The organism is Citrobacter sp. RHBSTW-01013 (assembly GCF_013781985.1).
In the GTDB taxonomy this organism is placed as follows: domain Bacteria; phylum Pseudomonadota; class Gammaproteobacteria; order Enterobacterales; family Enterobacteriaceae; genus Citrobacter; species Citrobacter braakii.
This window is the reverse complement of record NZ_CP056185.1, coordinates 3,289,390-3,305,873: the sequence shown is the minus strand read 5'-3', so window position 1 is coordinate 3,305,873 and position 16,484 is coordinate 3,289,390. Positions and strand designations below refer to the sequence as shown.

General features: G+C 52.7%; 11 protein-coding genes and 1 pseudogene. 9 read left to right on the top strand and 3 right to left on the bottom strand.

The window, feature by feature from the left end; translation table 11 throughout:
• Positions 1-60: 60 nt before the first annotated feature.
• Positions 61-1,029, bottom strand: coding sequence for a thioredoxin-disulfide reductase (gene trxB, locus HV350_RS15965; protein WP_181628891.1), 969 nt, complete (start codon positions 1,027-1,029; stop codon positions 61-63).
• A 547-nt stretch (positions 1,030-1,576) separates the two neighbouring features.
• Between trxB and lrp the strand changes: the two genes are divergently transcribed.
• The 8 genes and pseudogenes from lrp to HV350_RS15925 all read left to right on the top strand — a co-directional run bounded on the left by lrp (position 1,577) and on the right by HV350_RS15925 (position 13,741).
• Complete coding sequence (gene lrp / locus HV350_RS15960; protein WP_002439523.1) at positions 1,577-2,071, top strand: leucine-responsive transcriptional regulator Lrp; 495 nt, start codon at positions 1,577-1,579, stop codon at positions 2,069-2,071.
• Between the two features lie 134 nt (positions 2,072-2,205).
• Positions 2,206-6,111, top strand: coding sequence for a DNA translocase FtsK (gene ftsK / locus HV350_RS15955; protein WP_181628890.1), 3,906 nt, complete (start codon positions 2,206-2,208; stop codon positions 6,109-6,111).
• Between the two features lie 111 nt (positions 6,112-6,222).
• The gene (gene lolA, locus HV350_RS15950; RefSeq protein WP_003831898.1) at positions 6,223-6,834 is read left to right on the top strand and encodes an outer membrane lipoprotein chaperone LolA; all 612 of its coding nucleotides are present in this window, start codon (positions 6,223-6,225) and stop codon (positions 6,832-6,834) included.
• 10 nt (positions 6,835-6,844) lie between these two features.
• Positions 6,845-8,188, top strand: coding sequence for a replication-associated recombination protein RarA (gene rarA, locus HV350_RS15945; protein WP_181628888.1), 1,344 nt, complete (start codon positions 6,845-6,847; stop codon positions 8,186-8,188).
• A gap of 92 nt (positions 8,189-8,280) precedes the next feature.
• Positions 8,281-9,573, top strand: coding sequence for a serine--tRNA ligase (gene serS, locus HV350_RS15940; protein ID WP_003831902.1), 1,293 nt, complete (start codon positions 8,281-8,283; stop codon positions 9,571-9,573).
• A gap of 229 nt (positions 9,574-9,802) precedes the next feature.
• A pseudogene (dmsA, locus tag HV350_RS15935) lies at positions 9,803-12,248 on the top strand (dimethylsulfoxide reductase subunit A).
• A 10-nt stretch (positions 12,249-12,258) separates the two neighbouring features.
• Positions 12,259-12,876 (top strand): DMSO/selenate family reductase complex B subunit, encoded by a 618-nt coding sequence (locus HV350_RS15930; protein ID WP_003035741.1) that lies wholly within the window; start codon positions 12,259-12,261, stop codon positions 12,874-12,876.
• Between the two features lies 1 nt (position 12,877).
• Complete coding sequence (locus HV350_RS15925) at positions 12,878-13,741, top strand: dimethyl sulfoxide reductase anchor subunit family protein (RefSeq protein ID WP_046274694.1); 864 nt, start codon at positions 12,878-12,880, stop codon at positions 13,739-13,741.
• Between the two features lie 29 nt (positions 13,742-13,770).
• Here HV350_RS15925 and ycaC read toward each other — a convergent pair whose 3' ends face one another.
• Complete coding sequence (ycaC, locus tag HV350_RS15920; protein WP_181628887.1) at positions 13,771-14,397, bottom strand: isochorismate family cysteine hydrolase YcaC; 627 nt, start codon at positions 14,395-14,397, stop codon at positions 13,771-13,773.
• Positions 14,398-14,782: 385 nt separating this feature from the next.
• Between ycaC and HV350_RS15915 the strand changes: the two genes are divergently transcribed.
• On the top strand, positions 14,783-15,931 hold the full coding sequence (locus tag HV350_RS15915; protein ID WP_181628885.1) for an MFS transporter: 1,149 nt from the start codon (positions 14,783-14,785) through the stop codon (positions 15,929-15,931).
• Between the two features lie 45 nt (positions 15,932-15,976).
• Here the strand turns inward: HV350_RS15915 and HV350_RS15910 are convergent, their stop codons facing one another.
• Positions 15,977-16,453, bottom strand: coding sequence for a PTS sugar transporter subunit IIA (locus HV350_RS15910; RefSeq protein WP_047359387.1), 477 nt, complete (start codon positions 16,451-16,453; stop codon positions 15,977-15,979).
• Positions 16,454-16,484 lie beyond the last annotated feature (31 nt).

Genomic DNA, 16,484 nt, shown 5'->3' with positions numbered 1-16,484 from the left:
AGGCAAAAATAAAGGCGACTTATAGTCGCCTTTTTTACTTTTGTTACTGATTTGTAAAACTTATTTGCAAGCGTCCGCCAGACCGTCGAGATAACGTTCTGCATCAAGCGCGGCCATACAGCCCGTGCCCGCAGAGGTGATCGCCTGGCGATAAATATGATCCATCACGTCACCGGCTGCGAAGACCCCCGGAATGCTGGTCTGTGTGGCATTACCGTGAATACCGGACTGAACTTTGATGTAGCCGTTTTCCAGTTCAAGCTGACCGTCGAAAATGGCGGTATTCGGGCTGTGACCGATAGCGACAAACAATCCGGCAACGTCAAGTGACTCCACATTGTCAGTGTTTTGCGTATCGCGCAGGCGCAGCCCGGTTACGCCCATTTGATCACCGGTTACTTCTTCCAGCGTGCGGTGGGTGTGCAGCACGATGTTGCCGTTTTCAACTTTATCCATCAAACGCTTGATGAGAATTTTCTCAGCGCGGAAACTGTCGCGACGGTGAATCAAATGCACTTCAGATGCGATATTCGCCAGATACAGTGCTTCTTCAACCGCAGTGTTGCCACCGCCAATCACCGCAACTTTTTGATTACGGTAGAAGAAACCGTCGCAGGTTGCGCAGGCGGAAACGCCGCGGCCTTTGAATGCTTCTTCTGAAGGCAGGCCCAGGTAACGTGCTGAAGCGCCGGTAGCGATGATCAGTGCGTCACAGGTGTACTCTCCGCTATCGCCGGTCAGACGGAAAGGGCGGTTTTGCAGATCAACGTTGCTGATGTGATCAAAAATGATTTCTGTATCAAATTTGGTCGCATGTTCGTGCATACGCTCCATCAGCAGCGGGCCAGTGAGATCGTGCGGATCGCCAGGCCAGTTTTCCACTTCTGTTGTTGTGGTCAGTTGACCACCTTTTTCCATACCGGTAATCAGTACCGGTTGCAGGTTAGCGCGTGCAGCGTAGACCGCAGCGGTATATCCCGCAGGGCCTGAGCCCAGAATAAGAAGTTTACTGTGTTTGGTTGCGCCCATGAGATCCCCATAGTTGTTGGCAGGCAATGAGCAGGATTGTAGGGAATTTACAGGCGTAAAAAAAGAGTATGGCGATTTTGTTAACAATATGTGTAATAGCAGAAACCGATGAGCGGGGGAATAAGTCGTAATACTATAACGATTTCTACTAAAAATCGGTCAGTTATAAGGTGATAAAATGACGATTTTCCATCACTGCGAATGAATAACTGGCATGTTGTACTAAAAATCGATGTTTTGCTTTGACAATCACCTGCTGTTTTGCGAAAACAGTCAAGGAAGAAAAAAAATGTGTCATGTATGTGCTGCATAATCATGCATGTAGATACCATGTTTACCGTGTTAGCGAAATCTACGCATGGTGTGGACAGATGCCATTCGTGATGTCGATAGCCGCCGACAGGCAACGGTCTTCTCACCATAAGCCCAGGCATTACAAACCGAAAATCCCTCTGGGTTGCGGTTTATTTTGATGGGTAGCGACTCTGAACAGTGATGTTGGTAGAGTCAGGCAGGAGTAGGGAAGGAATACAGAGAGACAATAATAATGGTAGATAGTAAGAAGCGCCCTGGCAAAGATCTCGACCGTATCGATCGTAACATTCTTAATGAGCTGCAAAAGGATGGGCGTATTTCTAACGTCGAGCTTTCTAAACGTGTGGGACTTTCACCAACGCCCTGCCTTGAGCGTGTGCGTCGGTTGGAAAGACAGGGTTTTATTCAGGGCTATACAGCGCTGTTAAACCCGCATTATCTGGATGCATCACTTCTGGTTTTTGTTGAGATTACTCTGAATCGTGGCGCCCCGGATGTGTTTGAGCAATTTAACTCTGCAGTACAAAAACTTGAAGAAATTCAAGAGTGTCATTTGGTTTCCGGTGATTTCGACTATTTGTTGAAAACACGCGTACCGGATATGTCGGCGTACCGTAAGCTGTTGGGGGAAACCCTGCTGCGTCTGCCGGGCGTGAATGACACACGTACTTATGTCGTAATGGAAGAAGTCAAACAGAGCAATCGTCTGGTAATTAAGACGCGCTAACACGGAACAGGTGCAAAATCGACGCAGTTTGATTACACTCCTGTTAATCCATACAGCAACAGTGCCGGGGCAACCCGGTGCTGTTGTCCGTTTTAGCATCGGGCAGGAAAAGCCTGAAACCTGGAGAGCCGTTTTTGAGCCAGGAATACACTGAAGACAAAGACGTCACATTGACGAAGTTAAGCAGCGGGCGCCGACTCCTGGAAGCGCTACTGATCCTTATTGCCCTTTTTGCCGTCTGGTTGATGGCTGCCTTACTCAGCTTTAACCCTTCGGATCCCAGTTGGTCGCAAACCGCGTGGCACGAACCTATCCATAATCTTGGGGGAATACCCGGAGCATGGCTGGCAGACACACTGTTCTTTATTTTTGGCGTCATGGCCTACACCATTCCCGTCATCATTGTCGGCCGCTGCTGGTTTGCATGGCGACACCAGGCCAGCGACGAATACGTCGATTATTTTGCCGTTTCGCTGCGTATTATTGGCGTTTTGGCGCTGATCCTTACCTCCTGCGGGCTTGCCGCAATCAATGCCGATGACATCTGGTATTTCGCCTCTGGCGGCGTGATCGGCAGCCTGCTCAGCACCACGTTGCAACCATTACTGCACAGTAGCGGCGGTACGCTGACGCTATTGTGCATTTGGGCTGCGGGATTAACGCTGTTTACCGGCTGGTCATGGGTGAGCATTGCGGAAAAACTGGGCGGCTGGTTACTCAATATCCTGACGTTTGCCAGCAACCGTACCCGTCGCGATGATACCTGGGTCGATGACGAAGAATATGAAGATGAAGATGAGTCTTTCGACACCGCTGATGGCAAACCTCATGAATCGCGTCGGGCGCGTATTCTGCGCGGTGCGTTAGCGCGCCGTAAGCGTCTGGCGGAGAAATTTACCAACCCGCTTGGCCGTCATACTGATGCCGCGCTATTTTCCGGCAAACGCATGGATGATGAAGACGAAATTGAATACAGCGCTCGTGGCGTTGTTGCCGATCCTAACGATGTGCTGTTCTCCGGTAATCGTGCGACGCTGCCTGAATATGACGAACTTGACCCACTGCTGAATGGTCATTCGGTGACAGAGCCAGTTGCCGCCGCAGCGGCAGCGACAACGGCAGCTCAGGCCTGGAGCGCACCGGTTGATCCGCTGCTGCAAACATCGCCAGTGACCAATACGGTTATGGAACAACCGGCCCCAGCCGTAGCCTGGCAAGCCGTGCCTGGTCCGCAAACCGGTGATGCGGTGAATGCGCCAGCGCCTGAGGGTTATCCTCAGCCAGCCCACTACGCGCAGCCACCGGTGCAGCAGCAGTATGAATCATGGCAGCAGCCGGTTGTGGAGGAGAGTCCGCAGCCGCAGGGATTTACCGCGGAGCACAACTGGCAGCCGGAACCTGCATATCAGCCGGAGCCCGTGCAGCAGCCTGTTTATCAGCCGGAATCAACCTTTCAACAAAACGCCGCGTTCCAGCAGCCTGCGGTTGAACAACCGCCTTTAGTGGAACCTGAGCCGGTAGTTGAAGAGGTTAAACCGACCCGTCCGCCACTCTACTATTTTGAAGAAGTTGAAGAGAAACGTGCACGTGAGCGCGAGCAACTGGCCGCCTGGTATCAGCCGATTCCAGAGCCTGCTCAGGAGCCCGAACGTGTTAAGCCATCTATGCCGACGGCAGCATCCATACCGCCCGTTGAGTCAGTTGCTGCCGTTGCGCCGCTGGCTGCCGGGGTGAAAAACGCCGCTTTAGGGGCGGGTGCGGCTGCCGCAGCACCTGTCTTTAGTCTTGCGGGTAGCGGTGCACCGCGTCCACAGGTGAAGGAGGGGATTGGTCCGCAGTTACCGCGTCCGAATCGTGTGCGCGTACCTACTCGTCGGGAGCTGGCGTCGTATGGCATAAAACTGCCGTCACAACGTATGGCTGAAGAGAAAGCTCGCGAAGAGCATCTTGATACAGATGCGTACAGTGACGAAGAAATTGACGCAATGCAGCAAGATGAGCTGGCGCGTCAGTTCGCCCAGTCGCAGCAGCACCGCTATGGCGAGGAGTATCAGGATGATGCCAGTCAGACTGATGATGATTCCGCCGCAGAAGCAGAACTGGCTCGCCAGTTTGCCTCTTCCCAGCAGCAGCGCTATTCCGGTGAACAGCCTGCCGGAGCGAATCCGTTCTCGCTTGATGACTTTGAATTTTCGCCAATGAAAACGCTGGTGGATGATGGTCCGCATGAGCCGCTATTTACTCCAGGCGTAATGCCGGAGTCTGCACCGCAGTACCAGCAGCCTGTCGCACCGCAGCAGCATTACCAGCAGCCAGCGCAGCCTGTCGCACCGCAGCAGCATTATCAGCAGCCAGCGCAGCCTGTCGCACCACAACAGCATTACCAGCAACCGGCGCAGCCTGTCGCACCACAGCAGCATTATCAGCAGCCAGCGCAGCCAGTCGCACCGCAGCAGCATTATCAGCAGCCGGCGCAGCCTGTTACACCGCCGCCGCAGGATAGTCTGATCCATCCGCTCCTGATGCGTAATGGCGACAGTCGTCCGGCGCACCGTCCAAGTACGCCGCTGCCATCGTTGGATCTGCTCACGCCGCCGCCGAGTGAGGTTGAGCCGATAGATACTTTTGCTCTGGAGCAAATGGCTCGTCTGGTGGAGGCTCGTCTGGCGGACTTCCGCATTAAAGCCGATGTAGTGAACTACTCTCCTGGTCCGGTCATTACCCGCTTTGAGCTTAATCTTGCTCCTGGAGTTAAAGCGGCGCGTATTTCCAACCTGTCGCGAGATCTGGCGCGTTCATTATCGACCGCAGCGGTACGCGTGGTCGAGGTAATTCCGGGCAAACCGTATGTCGGGCTGGAGTTACCCAACAAAAAACGTCAAACCGTTTATCTGCGCGAAGTGTTGGATAACGCCAAATTCCGTGATAACTCATCTCCGCTGACCGTGGTACTGGGTAAAGATATTGCGGGCGAACCGGTGGTTGCCGATCTGGCGAAAATGCCGCACCTGCTGGTGGCAGGGACAACCGGTTCCGGTAAGTCGGTTGGGGTGAACGCCATGATCCTCAGCATGTTATACAAGGCGCAGCCGGAAGACGTTCGCTTTATCATGATTGACCCGAAAATGCTGGAACTGTCGGTTTATGAAGGCATTCCGCATTTGCTGACTGAAGTTGTGACCGACATGAAAGATGCCGCCAACGCCCTGCGCTGGAGCGTCAATGAAATGGAACGTCGCTACAAGCTGATGTCGGCGCTTGGCGTGCGTAACCTTGCCGGTTATAACGAAAAAATTGCTGAAGCCGCCCGTATGGGACGTCCGATTCCGGACCCGTACTGGAAGCCGGGCGACAGTATGGATGTTCAGCATCCGGTGCTGGAAAAACTGCCGTATATTGTTGTGCTGGTGGATGAATTCGCCGACCTGATGATGACCGTGGGTAAAAAGGTGGAAGAACTGATTGCTCGTCTGGCGCAAAAAGCGCGTGCGGCGGGGATCCACCTGGTGCTGGCGACCCAGCGACCGTCGGTTGACGTTATCACTGGTCTGATTAAAGCGAACATCCCAACGCGTATCGCCTTTACCGTGTCCAGTAAAATTGACTCGCGTACCATCCTTGACCAGGGCGGAGCGGAATCGCTGTTGGGTATGGGTGACATGCTTTATTCCGCACCAAACTCAACGATCCCTGTGCGTGTACACGGCGCCTTTGTACGTGATGAAGAAGTTCACGCTGTGGTTCAGGACTGGAAAGCGCGCGGTCGTCCACAATACGTTGACGGCATAACGTCTGACAGCGAAAGCGAAGGCGGCGGTGGCGGCTTTGATGGTGGCGAAGAGTTGGATCCGCTGTTCGATCAGGCGGTAAACTTTGTCACCCAGAAACGCAAAGCCTCAATCTCCGGCGTCCAGCGTCAGTTCCGTATCGGTTACAACCGAGCGGCGCGCATCATCGAACAGATGGAAGCGCAGGGAATTGTCAGCGAGCAAGGGCATAATGGTAATCGTGAAGTGCTGGCCCCGCCGCCCTTCGAATGATTGCAAAGTTAAGTAATTCAGTATTTTCTACTTTCCTCATGCTGATTTTTGGCCTGAAATGGATAGCAGAGGGATCTCCCCGTTGGGAGTGACGTATTTTGAGGAATAACGATGAAAAGAATCGCAATCACCTGTGCATTATTGTCGAGCTTTGTGGTGAGCAGCGTCTGGGCTGATGCTGCCAGCGACCTGAAAAGCCGCCTGGATAAAGTCAGTAGCTTCCATGCCAGCTTTACTCAGAAGGTCACGGACGGTAGCGGTGCGGCGGTGCAGGAAGGTCAGGGTGACTTATGGGTTAAACGTCCTAATCTGTTTAACTGGCATATGACGCAGCCTGACGAGAGCATCCTGGTTTCCGATGGTAAAACGCTGTGGTTCTTTAACCCGTTTGTTGAGCAGGCGACGGCGACATGGCTGAAAGACGCCACGGGCAACACGCCGTTCATGCTGATTGCACGTAACCAGGCCAGCGACTGGCAGCAGTACAATATTAAGCAAAATGGCGATGATTTCGTGCTGACGCCAAAAACCAGCAGCGGTAACCTTAAACAGTTTACTATCAATGTTGGGCGTGACGGGACGATCCACCAGTTCAGCGCCGTTGAACAAGACGATCAGCGCAGCAGCTATCAGCTGAAATCTCAGCAGAATGGTGCGATTGAACCCTCTAAATTCACCTTTACCCCGCCGCAAGGTGTAACGGTTGACGATCAACGTAAGTAGAGGCGTGTGAGTGAGCAATCTGTCGCTCGACTTTTCTGATAATACTTTTCAGCCGCTGGCCGCGCGTATGCGGCCAGAAAATTTAGCGCAGTATATCGGCCAGCAGCATCTGCTGGCTGCGGGCAAACCCTTGCCGCGCGCTATCGAGGCCGGGCATCTGCACTCCATGATTTTATGGGGACCGCCGGGGACCGGGAAAACGACGCTTGCCGAAGTTATTGCCCGTTACGCCAACGCCGATGTCGAACGAATTTCGGCAGTTACGTCTGGCGTTAAAGAAATTCGTGAAGCGATTGAGCGTGCGCGTCAGAACCGTAACGCGGGTCGACGCACGATCCTGTTCGTGGACGAAGTTCACCGTTTTAATAAAAGCCAACAGGATGCGTTTTTACCGCATATTGAAGACGGCACTATTACGTTTATTGGCGCCACCACTGAAAACCCCTCGTTTGAGCTCAACTCGGCGCTGTTGTCGCGTGCACGCGTTTATCTACTGAAATCGTTAACTTCCGACGACATTGAACAGGTACTGGACCAGGCGATGTCAGACAAAGCGCGTGGTTATGGCGGCCAGGATATTGTTCTGCCGCCAGAGACGCGTCGGGCTATTGCCGAACTGGTTAATGGTGACGCGCGGCGGGCGCTGAATACGCTGGAAATGATGGCCGATATGGCCGAAGTTGATGATTCCGGCAAGCGCGTATTGAAACCAGAATTGCTCACCGAAATTGCCGGTGAACGTAGTGCGCGTTTCGATAATAAAGGCGATCGTTTTTACGATCTCATCTCCGCATTACACAAGTCGGTACGTGGAAGCGCCCCAGATGCGGCGCTTTATTGGTATGCGCGAATTATTACCGCTGGTGGCGATCCGCTGTACGTTGCCCGTCGCTGTCTGGCGATTGCCTCAGAAGATGTCGGCAATGCCGATCCCCGCGCCATGCTGGTGGCGATTTCCGCATGGGACTGTTTTACCCGCGTGGGACCCGCGGAAGGCGAACGCGCGATTGCTCAGGCGATTGTTTATCTGGCCTGTGCGCCGAAGAGTAATGCGGTTTACACCGCCTTCAAAGCCGCGCTGTCTGATGCCCGCGAACGTCCGGATTACGACGTGCCGGTTCACCTGCGCAATGCGCCGACTAAGCTGATGAAAGAGATGGGCTACGGTCAGGAGTATCGTTATGCCCATGATGAGCCTAATGCCTATGCCGCCGGAGAAGAGTACTTCCCGCAGGAAATGGCACAAACGCGCTATTATCGCCCCACAAACAGAGGTCTTGAAGGCAAGATTGGCGAAAAGCTCGCCTGGCTCGCCGGACAGGATCAAAATAGCCCTATAAAACGCTACCGTTAGTGTTATCGTTGCGGTAATGTTGTCTCTGTATCCCTGTGACCGCAGGCTGTGGTCACTTTCTCCTATTTTAATTCGATAAGCACAGGATAAGCATGCTCGATCCCAATCTGCTGCGTAATGAGCCAGACGCAGTCGCAGAAAAACTGGCAAGCCGGGGCTTTAAGCTGGATGTAGATAAGCTGCGCGCTCTTGAAGAGCGTCGTAAAGTTCTGCAGGTACAAACTGAAAACCTGCAGGCAGAGCGTAACTCGCGATCGAAATCCATCGGCCAGGCAAAAGCGCGCGGGGAAGATATCGAGTCTTTACGTCTGGAAGTGAACAAACTGGGCGAAGAGCTGGATGCCGCGAAAGCTGAACTTGATACCTTACAGGCCGAGATCCGCGACATTGCGCTGACTATTCCTAACCTGCCAGCGGACGACGTTCCGGTGGGTAAAGATGAAAATGACAACGTCGAAGTCAGCCGCTGGGGTACTCCGCGTGAGTTTGATTTCGAAGTGCGCGATCACGTTACCCTGGGTGAAATGCACACGGGTCTTGATTTCGCCGCTGCGGTTAAGCTGACCGGCTCTCGTTTCGTGGTCATGAAAGGGCAGATTGCGCGTATGCACCGTGCGCTGTCTCAGTTCATGCTGGATCTGCATACTGAGCAGCATGGCTATAGCGAAAACTACGTCCCGTATCTGGTTAACCATGACACGCTGTACGGTACAGGCCAACTGCCGAAATTCGCTGGCGATCTGTTCCATACCCGTCCGCTGGATGAAGAAGCTGATAGCAGCAACTATGCGCTGATCCCAACGGCAGAAGTTCCGCTGACCAACCTGGTGCGCGACGAGATCATCGATGAAGATGCGCTGCCGATCAAAATGACTGCGCATACGCCGTGCTTCCGTTCTGAAGCAGGTTCTTACGGTCGTGACACGCGTGGTCTGATCCGTATGCACCAGTTCGATAAAGTTGAGATGGTGCAGATTGTTCGCCCGGAAGATTCGATGGACGCGCTGGAAGAGATGACCGGCCATGCCGAGAAGGTCCTGCAACTACTGGGGCTGCCGTATCGCAAAATCATCCTGTGCACTGGCGACATGGGCTTCGGCGCATGCAAAACTTACGATCTGGAAGTGTGGATCCCGGCGCAGAACACCTATCGCGAAATCTCCTCTTGCTCCAACGTGTGGGATTTCCAGGCTCGTCGTATGCAGGCGCGTTGCCGCAGCAAATCCGACAAAAAGACTCGTTTAGTGCATACTCTGAACGGTTCCGGTCTGGCGGTTGGGCGTACGCTGGTTGCGGTAATGGAAAACTATCAGCAGGCTGATGGCCGCATTCAGGTTCCGGAAGTATTACGTCCGTACATGAATGGCCTGGAATTCATCGGTTAAGTTACCTTTCTCTGCTAAAAAAGCGCCTCAGGGCGCTTTTTTTATGCCCGTTTGACGTCGGACAATAACGACTACTCCCATAGGGGTAATACTGACTTCGAATGAAAGTCAGTATTTTTCTCTGTCTTTTAGCAAATTCAGTTTCTACCAGCCTGTATATCGATATTAACGTTATATAAAAAACTATACATCGAATATTTGTTTATTGTGAGCAGCAGAGTGAGCCACTATGAAAACTAAGATCCCCGATGCCGTGCTGGCAGCTGAGGTTACTCGCCGCGGTTTGGTGAAAACGACGGCGATAGGCGGACTGGCGGTGGCCAGTAGCGCGTTTACCCTGCCATTTACCCGGATTGCAAATGCTGCAGAAGCCCTTAATCCGACGCCGATTAATGAGAAAGTGATCTGGAGCGCGTGTACGGTGAACTGCGGCAGCCGCTGCCCGCTGCGTATGCATGTGGTCGACGGTGAAATAAAGTATGTCGAAACCGACAACACCGGCGATGACAACTATGACGGTCTGCACCAGGTACGCGCCTGTCTTCGTGGTCGATCCATGCGTCGCCGAGTCTATAATCCCGATCGTCTGAAATACCCGATGAAACGCGTTGGTAAGCGTGGCGAAGGAAAATTTGAGCGCATCAGTTGGGATGAAGCCTACGACATCATTGCCAGCAATATGCAGCGTCTTATCAAAGACTACGGCAATGAGTCTATCTACCTGAACTACGGTACCGGTACGCTGGGTGGCACTATGACGCGCTCGTGGCCGCCGGGTAAAACGCTGGTAGCACGGTTGATGAACTGCTGCGGCGGCTATCTTAATCACTACGGTGACTACTCTTCAGCGCAAATCGCTGCCGGGTTGAACTATACCTACGGCGGCTGGGCTGACGGTAACAGCCCGTCCGACATTGAAAACAGCAAGCTGGTGGTTCTGTTCGGTAATAACCCTGGTGAAACCCGTATGAGCGGGGGGGGGGGTAACTTATTACCTTGAACAGGCGCGACAGAAATCCAATGCCCGCATGATCATTATCGATCCCCGTTATACGGATACCGGTGCGGGGCGTGAAGATGAATGGATCCCGATCCGTCCTGGTACTGATGCGGCGCTGGTCAATGGTCTGGCGTATGTCCTGATCACCGAAAACATGGTTGACCAACCGTTCCTCGACAAATACTGCGTGGGTTACGACGAGAAAACCTTACCGGCCGACGCGCCGAAGAACGGTCACTATAAGGCGTATATTCTTGGGCAGGGTAAGGACGGCATTGCCAAGACCCCGGAGTGGGCGGCGCAGATTACCGGTATTCCCGCTGAACGTATCGTCAAACTGGCGCGTGAAATAGGTAGCGCTAAACCGGCATACATCAGCCAGGGGTGGGGGCCGCAGCGTCATGCTAACGGTGAAATAGCGACCCGCGCCATTTCTATGCTCGCTATCCTGACCGGTAACGTTGGGATCAACGGCGGCAACAGCGGGGCGCGTGAGGGCTCATACAGTTTGCCGTTTGAGCGTATGCCAACGCTGGAAAACCCTGTTGAAACCAGCATCTCAATGTTCATGTGGACGGACGCGATTGAGCGAGGCCCGGAGATGACGGCCCTGCGTGACGGCGTACGCGGCAAAGACAAGCTCGATGTTCCTATTAAGATGATCTGGAACTATGCCGGTAACTGTCTGATTAACCAACACTCTGATATTAACCGCACGCATGAAATCCTCCAGGACGAGAAGAAGTGCGAGATGATCGTCGTCATCGACTGTCATATGACTTCCTCGGCGAAATACGCAGACATTTTGCTGCCGGACTGCACTGCCTCCGAACAGATGGATTTTGCGCTGGATGCCTCATGCGGGAACATGTCCTATGTGATTTTCACCGATCAGGCGATCAAACCACGCTTCGAATGCAAGACTATCTACCAGATGACCAGCGAGCTGGCGAAGCGCCTTGGCGTTGAGCAGCAGTTTACAGAAGGTCGTACTCAGGAAGAGTGGATGCGCCATCTGTATGAGCAGTCGCGCAAAGCGATTCCTGAACTGCCTACGTTTGAAGAATTCCGTCAGCAAGGGATCTTTAAACAGCGCGATCCGCAAGGACATCATGTGGCGTATAAGGCGTTCCGAGAAGATCCTAAAGCCAATCCGCTGACCACGCCGTCAGGTAAGATCGAAGTTTATTCGCAGCAGCTTGCCGAGATCGCGGCAACCTGGGAACTGCCGGAAGGTGATGTAATCGATCCGCTACCGATTTATACCCCAGGCTTTGAAAGCTTAAACGATCCGCTGGTGGAGAAATTCCCTTTGCAGCTGACCGGCTTCCACTATAAGTCTCGCGTTCACTCGACCTATGGCAACGTCGATGTCCTGAAAGCATCCTGCCGCCAGGAAATGTGGATCAACCCGATGGATGCGCAGCGACGCGGTATTAACAACGGCGACAAGGTACGTATTTTTAACGATCGTGGTGAAGTGCATATCGAGGCGAAAGTGACGCCACGTATGATGCCCGGCGTGGTGGCATTGGGCGAAGGGGCCTGGTATGACCCGGATGCAAAACGCGTGGATCAGGGCGGTTGCATTAACGTCCTGACGACCCAGCGTCCGTCTCCTCTCGCAAAGGGGAATCCGTCACACACGAACCTTGTTCAGGTTGAAAAGGCGTAAGGAGTAACCGATGACAACCCAGTATGGATTTTTTATTGATTCCAGCCGTTGCACCGGTTGCAAAACCTGCGAACTGGCCTGCAAAGATTTCAAAAATTTAACCCCGGAAGTCAGCTTCCGCCGCATTTATGAATACGCAGGCGGCGACTGGCAGGAGGACAACGGCGTCTGGCATCAGAACGTCTTTGCTTATTACCTCTCCATTGCGTGTAACCACTGTGAAGATCCAGCCTGTACCAAGGTTTGTCCGAGCGGCGCGATGCACAAACGTGAAGATGGTTTTGTCGTTGTCGACGAAGATGTTTGCATTGGCTGCCGGTATTGCCACATGGCCTGTCCTTACGGCGCGCCGCAGTACAATGCTGAAAAAGGGCATATGACTAAATGTGATGGCTGCCATGAGCGCGTCGCTGAAGGCAAAAAACCTATCTGCGTGGAGTCCTGCCCACTGCGTGCGCTGGATTTTGGTCCGATTGAAGAGCTGCGCAAAAAACACGGTACTTTGGCTGCGGTAGCGCCACTGCCGGGCGCGCACTTTACCAAACCAAGTATTGTCATCAAACCTAACGCCAATAGCCGCCCGACAGGGGATACTACAGGTTATCTGGCCAATCCGAAGGAGGTGTAAGATGGGAAGTGGATGGCATGAATGGCCGCTGATGATCTTCACTGTCTTCGGACAGTGTGTAGTTGGTGGCTTTATCGTTCTGGCGCTGGCGTTGATGAAAGGGGACTTACGCCCTGAATCGCAGCAGCGCGTGATTGCCTGCATGTTCGGGCTGTGGGTATTAATGGGCATTGGCTTTATTGCTTCCATGCTCCACCTGGGCTCACCGATGCGCGCCTTTAACTCACTCAATCGTGTAGGATCTTCTGCGTTGAGTAATGAAATTGCCAGCGGCTCAATCTTCTTTGCCGTTGGCGGCATCGGCTGGCTGCTGGCAACGTTGAAAAAAATGTCGCCCGTATTACGCAATCTGTGGTTAGTTGTCACCATGGTACTGGGCGTGATTTTTGTCTGGATGATGGTGCGCGTGTATAACACCATCGATACCGTGCCGACCTGGTACAGCATCTGGACGCCGCTGGGCTTCTTCCTGACGATGTTTATGGGCGGTCCGCTGCTGGGATATCTGTTGCTGAGAATTGCTGGCGTGGACGGTTGGGCGATGCGCCTGTTGCCGGCTATTTCAGTGCTTGCTCTGGTCGTGAGCGCCATCATGTCTGTAATGCAGGGGGCTGAACTGGCGACGATCCACAGTTCCATTCAACAGGCGTCTGCGCTGGTTCCAGATTACGGCTCGCTGATGGCGTGGCGGATTGTCGCTCTGGCATTAGCGCTGTGCTGTTGGATTGTACCGCAAGTGAAAGGCTACCAGCCTGCAGTTCCGCTGCTTTCCGTCGCGTTTATTCTGCTGTTAGTCGGCGAGTTGATTGGTCGTGGCGTGTTCTACGGGCTGCATATGACCGTCGGTATGGCGGTTGCCAGCTAAATGACAAACCGGGGCATAGCCCCGGTTTTTTACTTCTGTTTAGTTAACGTGTCGTAGCTGGTCATCAGATTGCGATAATCAGGAATGTGATTAGATAACAGCGTCGCCAGACCTTCGATATCGTTGCGCCAGTCGCGATGCAACTCACATGCGACACCAAACCACGTCATCAGTTGAGCACCGGCCTGGGACATCCGATCCCATGCTGAATGGCGAGTAATTTCATTAAACGTACCCGACGCATCGGTTACGACAAAGACATCAAAACCTTCTTCAATAGCCGAGAGCGCAGGGAAAGCAACGCAAACTTCCGTCACGACACCGGCAATAATCAGCTGTTTTTTACCGGTCGCTTTCACTGCTTTCACGAAATCTTCGTTATCCCACGCGTTAATGTTTCCGGGGCGAGCAATATAAGGCGCATCGGGAAATTGAGCTTTCAGTTCCGGTACCAGTGGCCCGTTTGGTCCTGTCTCGAAACTGGTTGTCAGAATGGTTGGGAGTTTGAAGTATTTTGCTAAGTCGCCGAGGGCAAGCACGTTGTTTTTAAATTTATCGGGATCGATATCCCGAACCAGAGAGAGCAGGCCAGCCTGATGGTCGACCAGCAGTACTGCCGCATTATCTTTATCAAGTCTTACGTAAGGTTTAGTCATGATATTTCTCCTGTTCAGCATCAGTGGGGGAAATTTGATGAGTTTAAGTCTACAGAAAGAACGATATATGGATTAGATACCTAAATAAGAACTCACTGTTCTATTTTGAAGACAATGCAGATCTGCATCCCGCATAGAGTTTAGTAAGAAATAAAAGTAAGGGGAGTCCATGAAATTTTTCGACTGAACGCAACGCGAGATTTTTGTTTTAGATCAATAAAAACAAGCAGATGTGTTTTTGTGTTTTTTATCTATTCACATTAAGAATCAGTAATGCAAATCGATCGTCCGGAAAGCGCCTCAGCCCTTTGATTGCGCCGATTGACAATGTTTTTGGCAGTGTCATGATTCGCATGAAATTTGAACTTCCTCACGGTTTTTATTCATGTCCATCTATACCCGTCCCGTCATGCTGTTGCTGTGCGGGCTGCTTCTGCTGACCCTGGCGATCGCCGTGTTAAACACGCTCGTCCCGCTTTGGCTCGCCCATGAAAATTTGCCCACCTGGCAGGTAGGTGTGGTGAGTTCTTCCTACTTTACGGGCAATCTGGTAGGGACGTTGCTGACCGGGTATTTAATAAAATACCTTGGTTTTAATCGCAGCTATTACATTGCCTCGCTTATTTTTGCCGCGGGCTGTATCGGCCTTGGGGTTATGGTGGGATTCTGGAGCTGGATGACCTGGCGTTTTATCGCCGGTGTTGGCTGCGCCATGATTTGGGTGGTAGTGGAAAGTGCGCTGATGTGCAGCGGGAATTCGCGTAATCGCGGACGCTTGCTTGCCGCCTATATGATGATCTATTACGTGGGGACGTTTTTAGGCCAGCTACTGGTTAGTAAAGTATCAACAGAATTGATGAACGTCCTGCCGTGGGTGACGGGTACGATCCTGGCTGGTGTTTTGCCATTGCTCTTTACGCGCATTGCCAATCAGCAGGGTGATGAACAGCAGTCTACTCCTATTACCTCCATGCTGAAGCTGCGGCAGGCGCGTCTGGGCGTTAACGGCTGTATTATTTCTGGGATTGTTCTGGGGTCTTTGTATGGCCTGATGCCGCTGTATCTCAACCATCAAGGGGTGAGCAACGCCAGCATTGGTTTCTGGATGGCGGTTCTGGTTAGCGCCGGTATTCTGGGGCAATGGCCGATTGGCCGCCTGGCAGACAAGCTGGGACGCCTGCTGGTTTTACGCGTCCAGGTCTTCGTGGTTATCGTCGGAAGTATCGCCATGCTGAATCAGGCGGCGATGGCGCCTGCGTTGTTTATGTTGGGTGCGGCAGGTTTTACCCTCTATCCGGTGGCGATGGCCTGGGCCTGTGAAAAGGTTGAACATCATCAGCTGGTCGCCATGAATCAGGCATTGTTATTAAGCTATACCGTTGGCAGCCTGCTGGGTCCTTCATTCACCGCAATGCTGATGCAGAATTATTCCGATAATCTGTTATTCATTATGATTGCCAGTGTATCGTTTATTTATCTGCTGATGTTGTTGCGTAGCGCCAGACATACGCCGACTCCGGTGGCTCACGTATAAAGCGCGCCAGACGGTATGCAAGGCAAAATGTTTGCATACCGTGACTCATTTTCCCATTGCGGGTATGCCGGAAGTTGCGAGGTATTCGCATGCTTTCAGCGTGCAGTGAAGCTGCGCCTGACTGGTCATACTCGTCAGCTGTTGTAAATGCTCCCCTTCATCCAGCCAGCAAACCAGTTTTTGAATCATTTCAATATGTCGGGTGCTGCTGGCAGCCGCCAGGACAATAATTAACCGCACATCTGGATGCCCTGGAAAAGGCACCGCCTCTTTCAGACACAAGAGCGACAGATGTGTCTCACTGCTTATCACTCCTTCTTCCGGACGAGCGTGCGGTAGGGCAAACTCAGGGCTTAGGATGTACCACGGTCCCAGTTGTTCTGTTTCACGGATGATTGCCTGTGCGTAGGCGGACGTAATCGCGCCCAGTTCTTCCAGAGGCTGGCAAGCCAGCGTCACGGCCTCCTGCCAGGAGTAGCATTGTTTACGAAACTGACAGGCAGAAAATAGCGCAGATGTCATTGTGTTCTCCTTATTTCAGAGCAGCAGACCG

Excerpts from the sequence above, each read along its gene's own strand:
- lolA (WP_003831898.1), top strand. The coding sequence starts at position 6,223 with ATGAAAAGAATCGCAATCACCTGTGCATTATTGTCGAGCTTTGTGGTG.
- serS (WP_003831902.1), top strand. The coding sequence starts at position 8,281 with ATGCTCGATCCCAATCTGCTGCGTAATGAGCCAGACGCAGTCGCAGAA.
- HV350_RS15915 (WP_181628885.1), top strand. The coding sequence starts at position 14,783 with ATGTCCATCTATACCCGTCCCGTCATGCTGTTGCTGTGCGGGCTGCTT.
- HV350_RS15910 (WP_047359387.1), bottom strand. The coding sequence starts at position 16,453 with ATGACATCTGCGCTATTTTCTGCCTGTCAGTTTCGTAAACAATGCTAC.
- HV350_RS15925 (WP_046274694.1), top strand. The coding sequence starts at position 12,878 with ATGGGAAGTGGATGGCATGAATGGCCGCTGATGATCTTCACTGTCTTC.
- ycaC (WP_181628887.1), bottom strand. The coding sequence starts at position 14,397 with ATGACTAAACCTTACGTAAGACTTGATAAAGATAATGCGGCAGTACTG.
- trxB (WP_181628891.1), bottom strand. The coding sequence starts at position 1,029 with ATGGGCGCAACCAAACACAGTAAACTTCTTATTCTGGGCTCAGGCCCT.
- lrp (WP_002439523.1), top strand. The coding sequence starts at position 1,577 with ATGGTAGATAGTAAGAAGCGCCCTGGCAAAGATCTCGACCGTATCGAT.
- HV350_RS15930 (WP_003035741.1), top strand. The coding sequence starts at position 12,259 with ATGACAACCCAGTATGGATTTTTTATTGATTCCAGCCGTTGCACCGGT.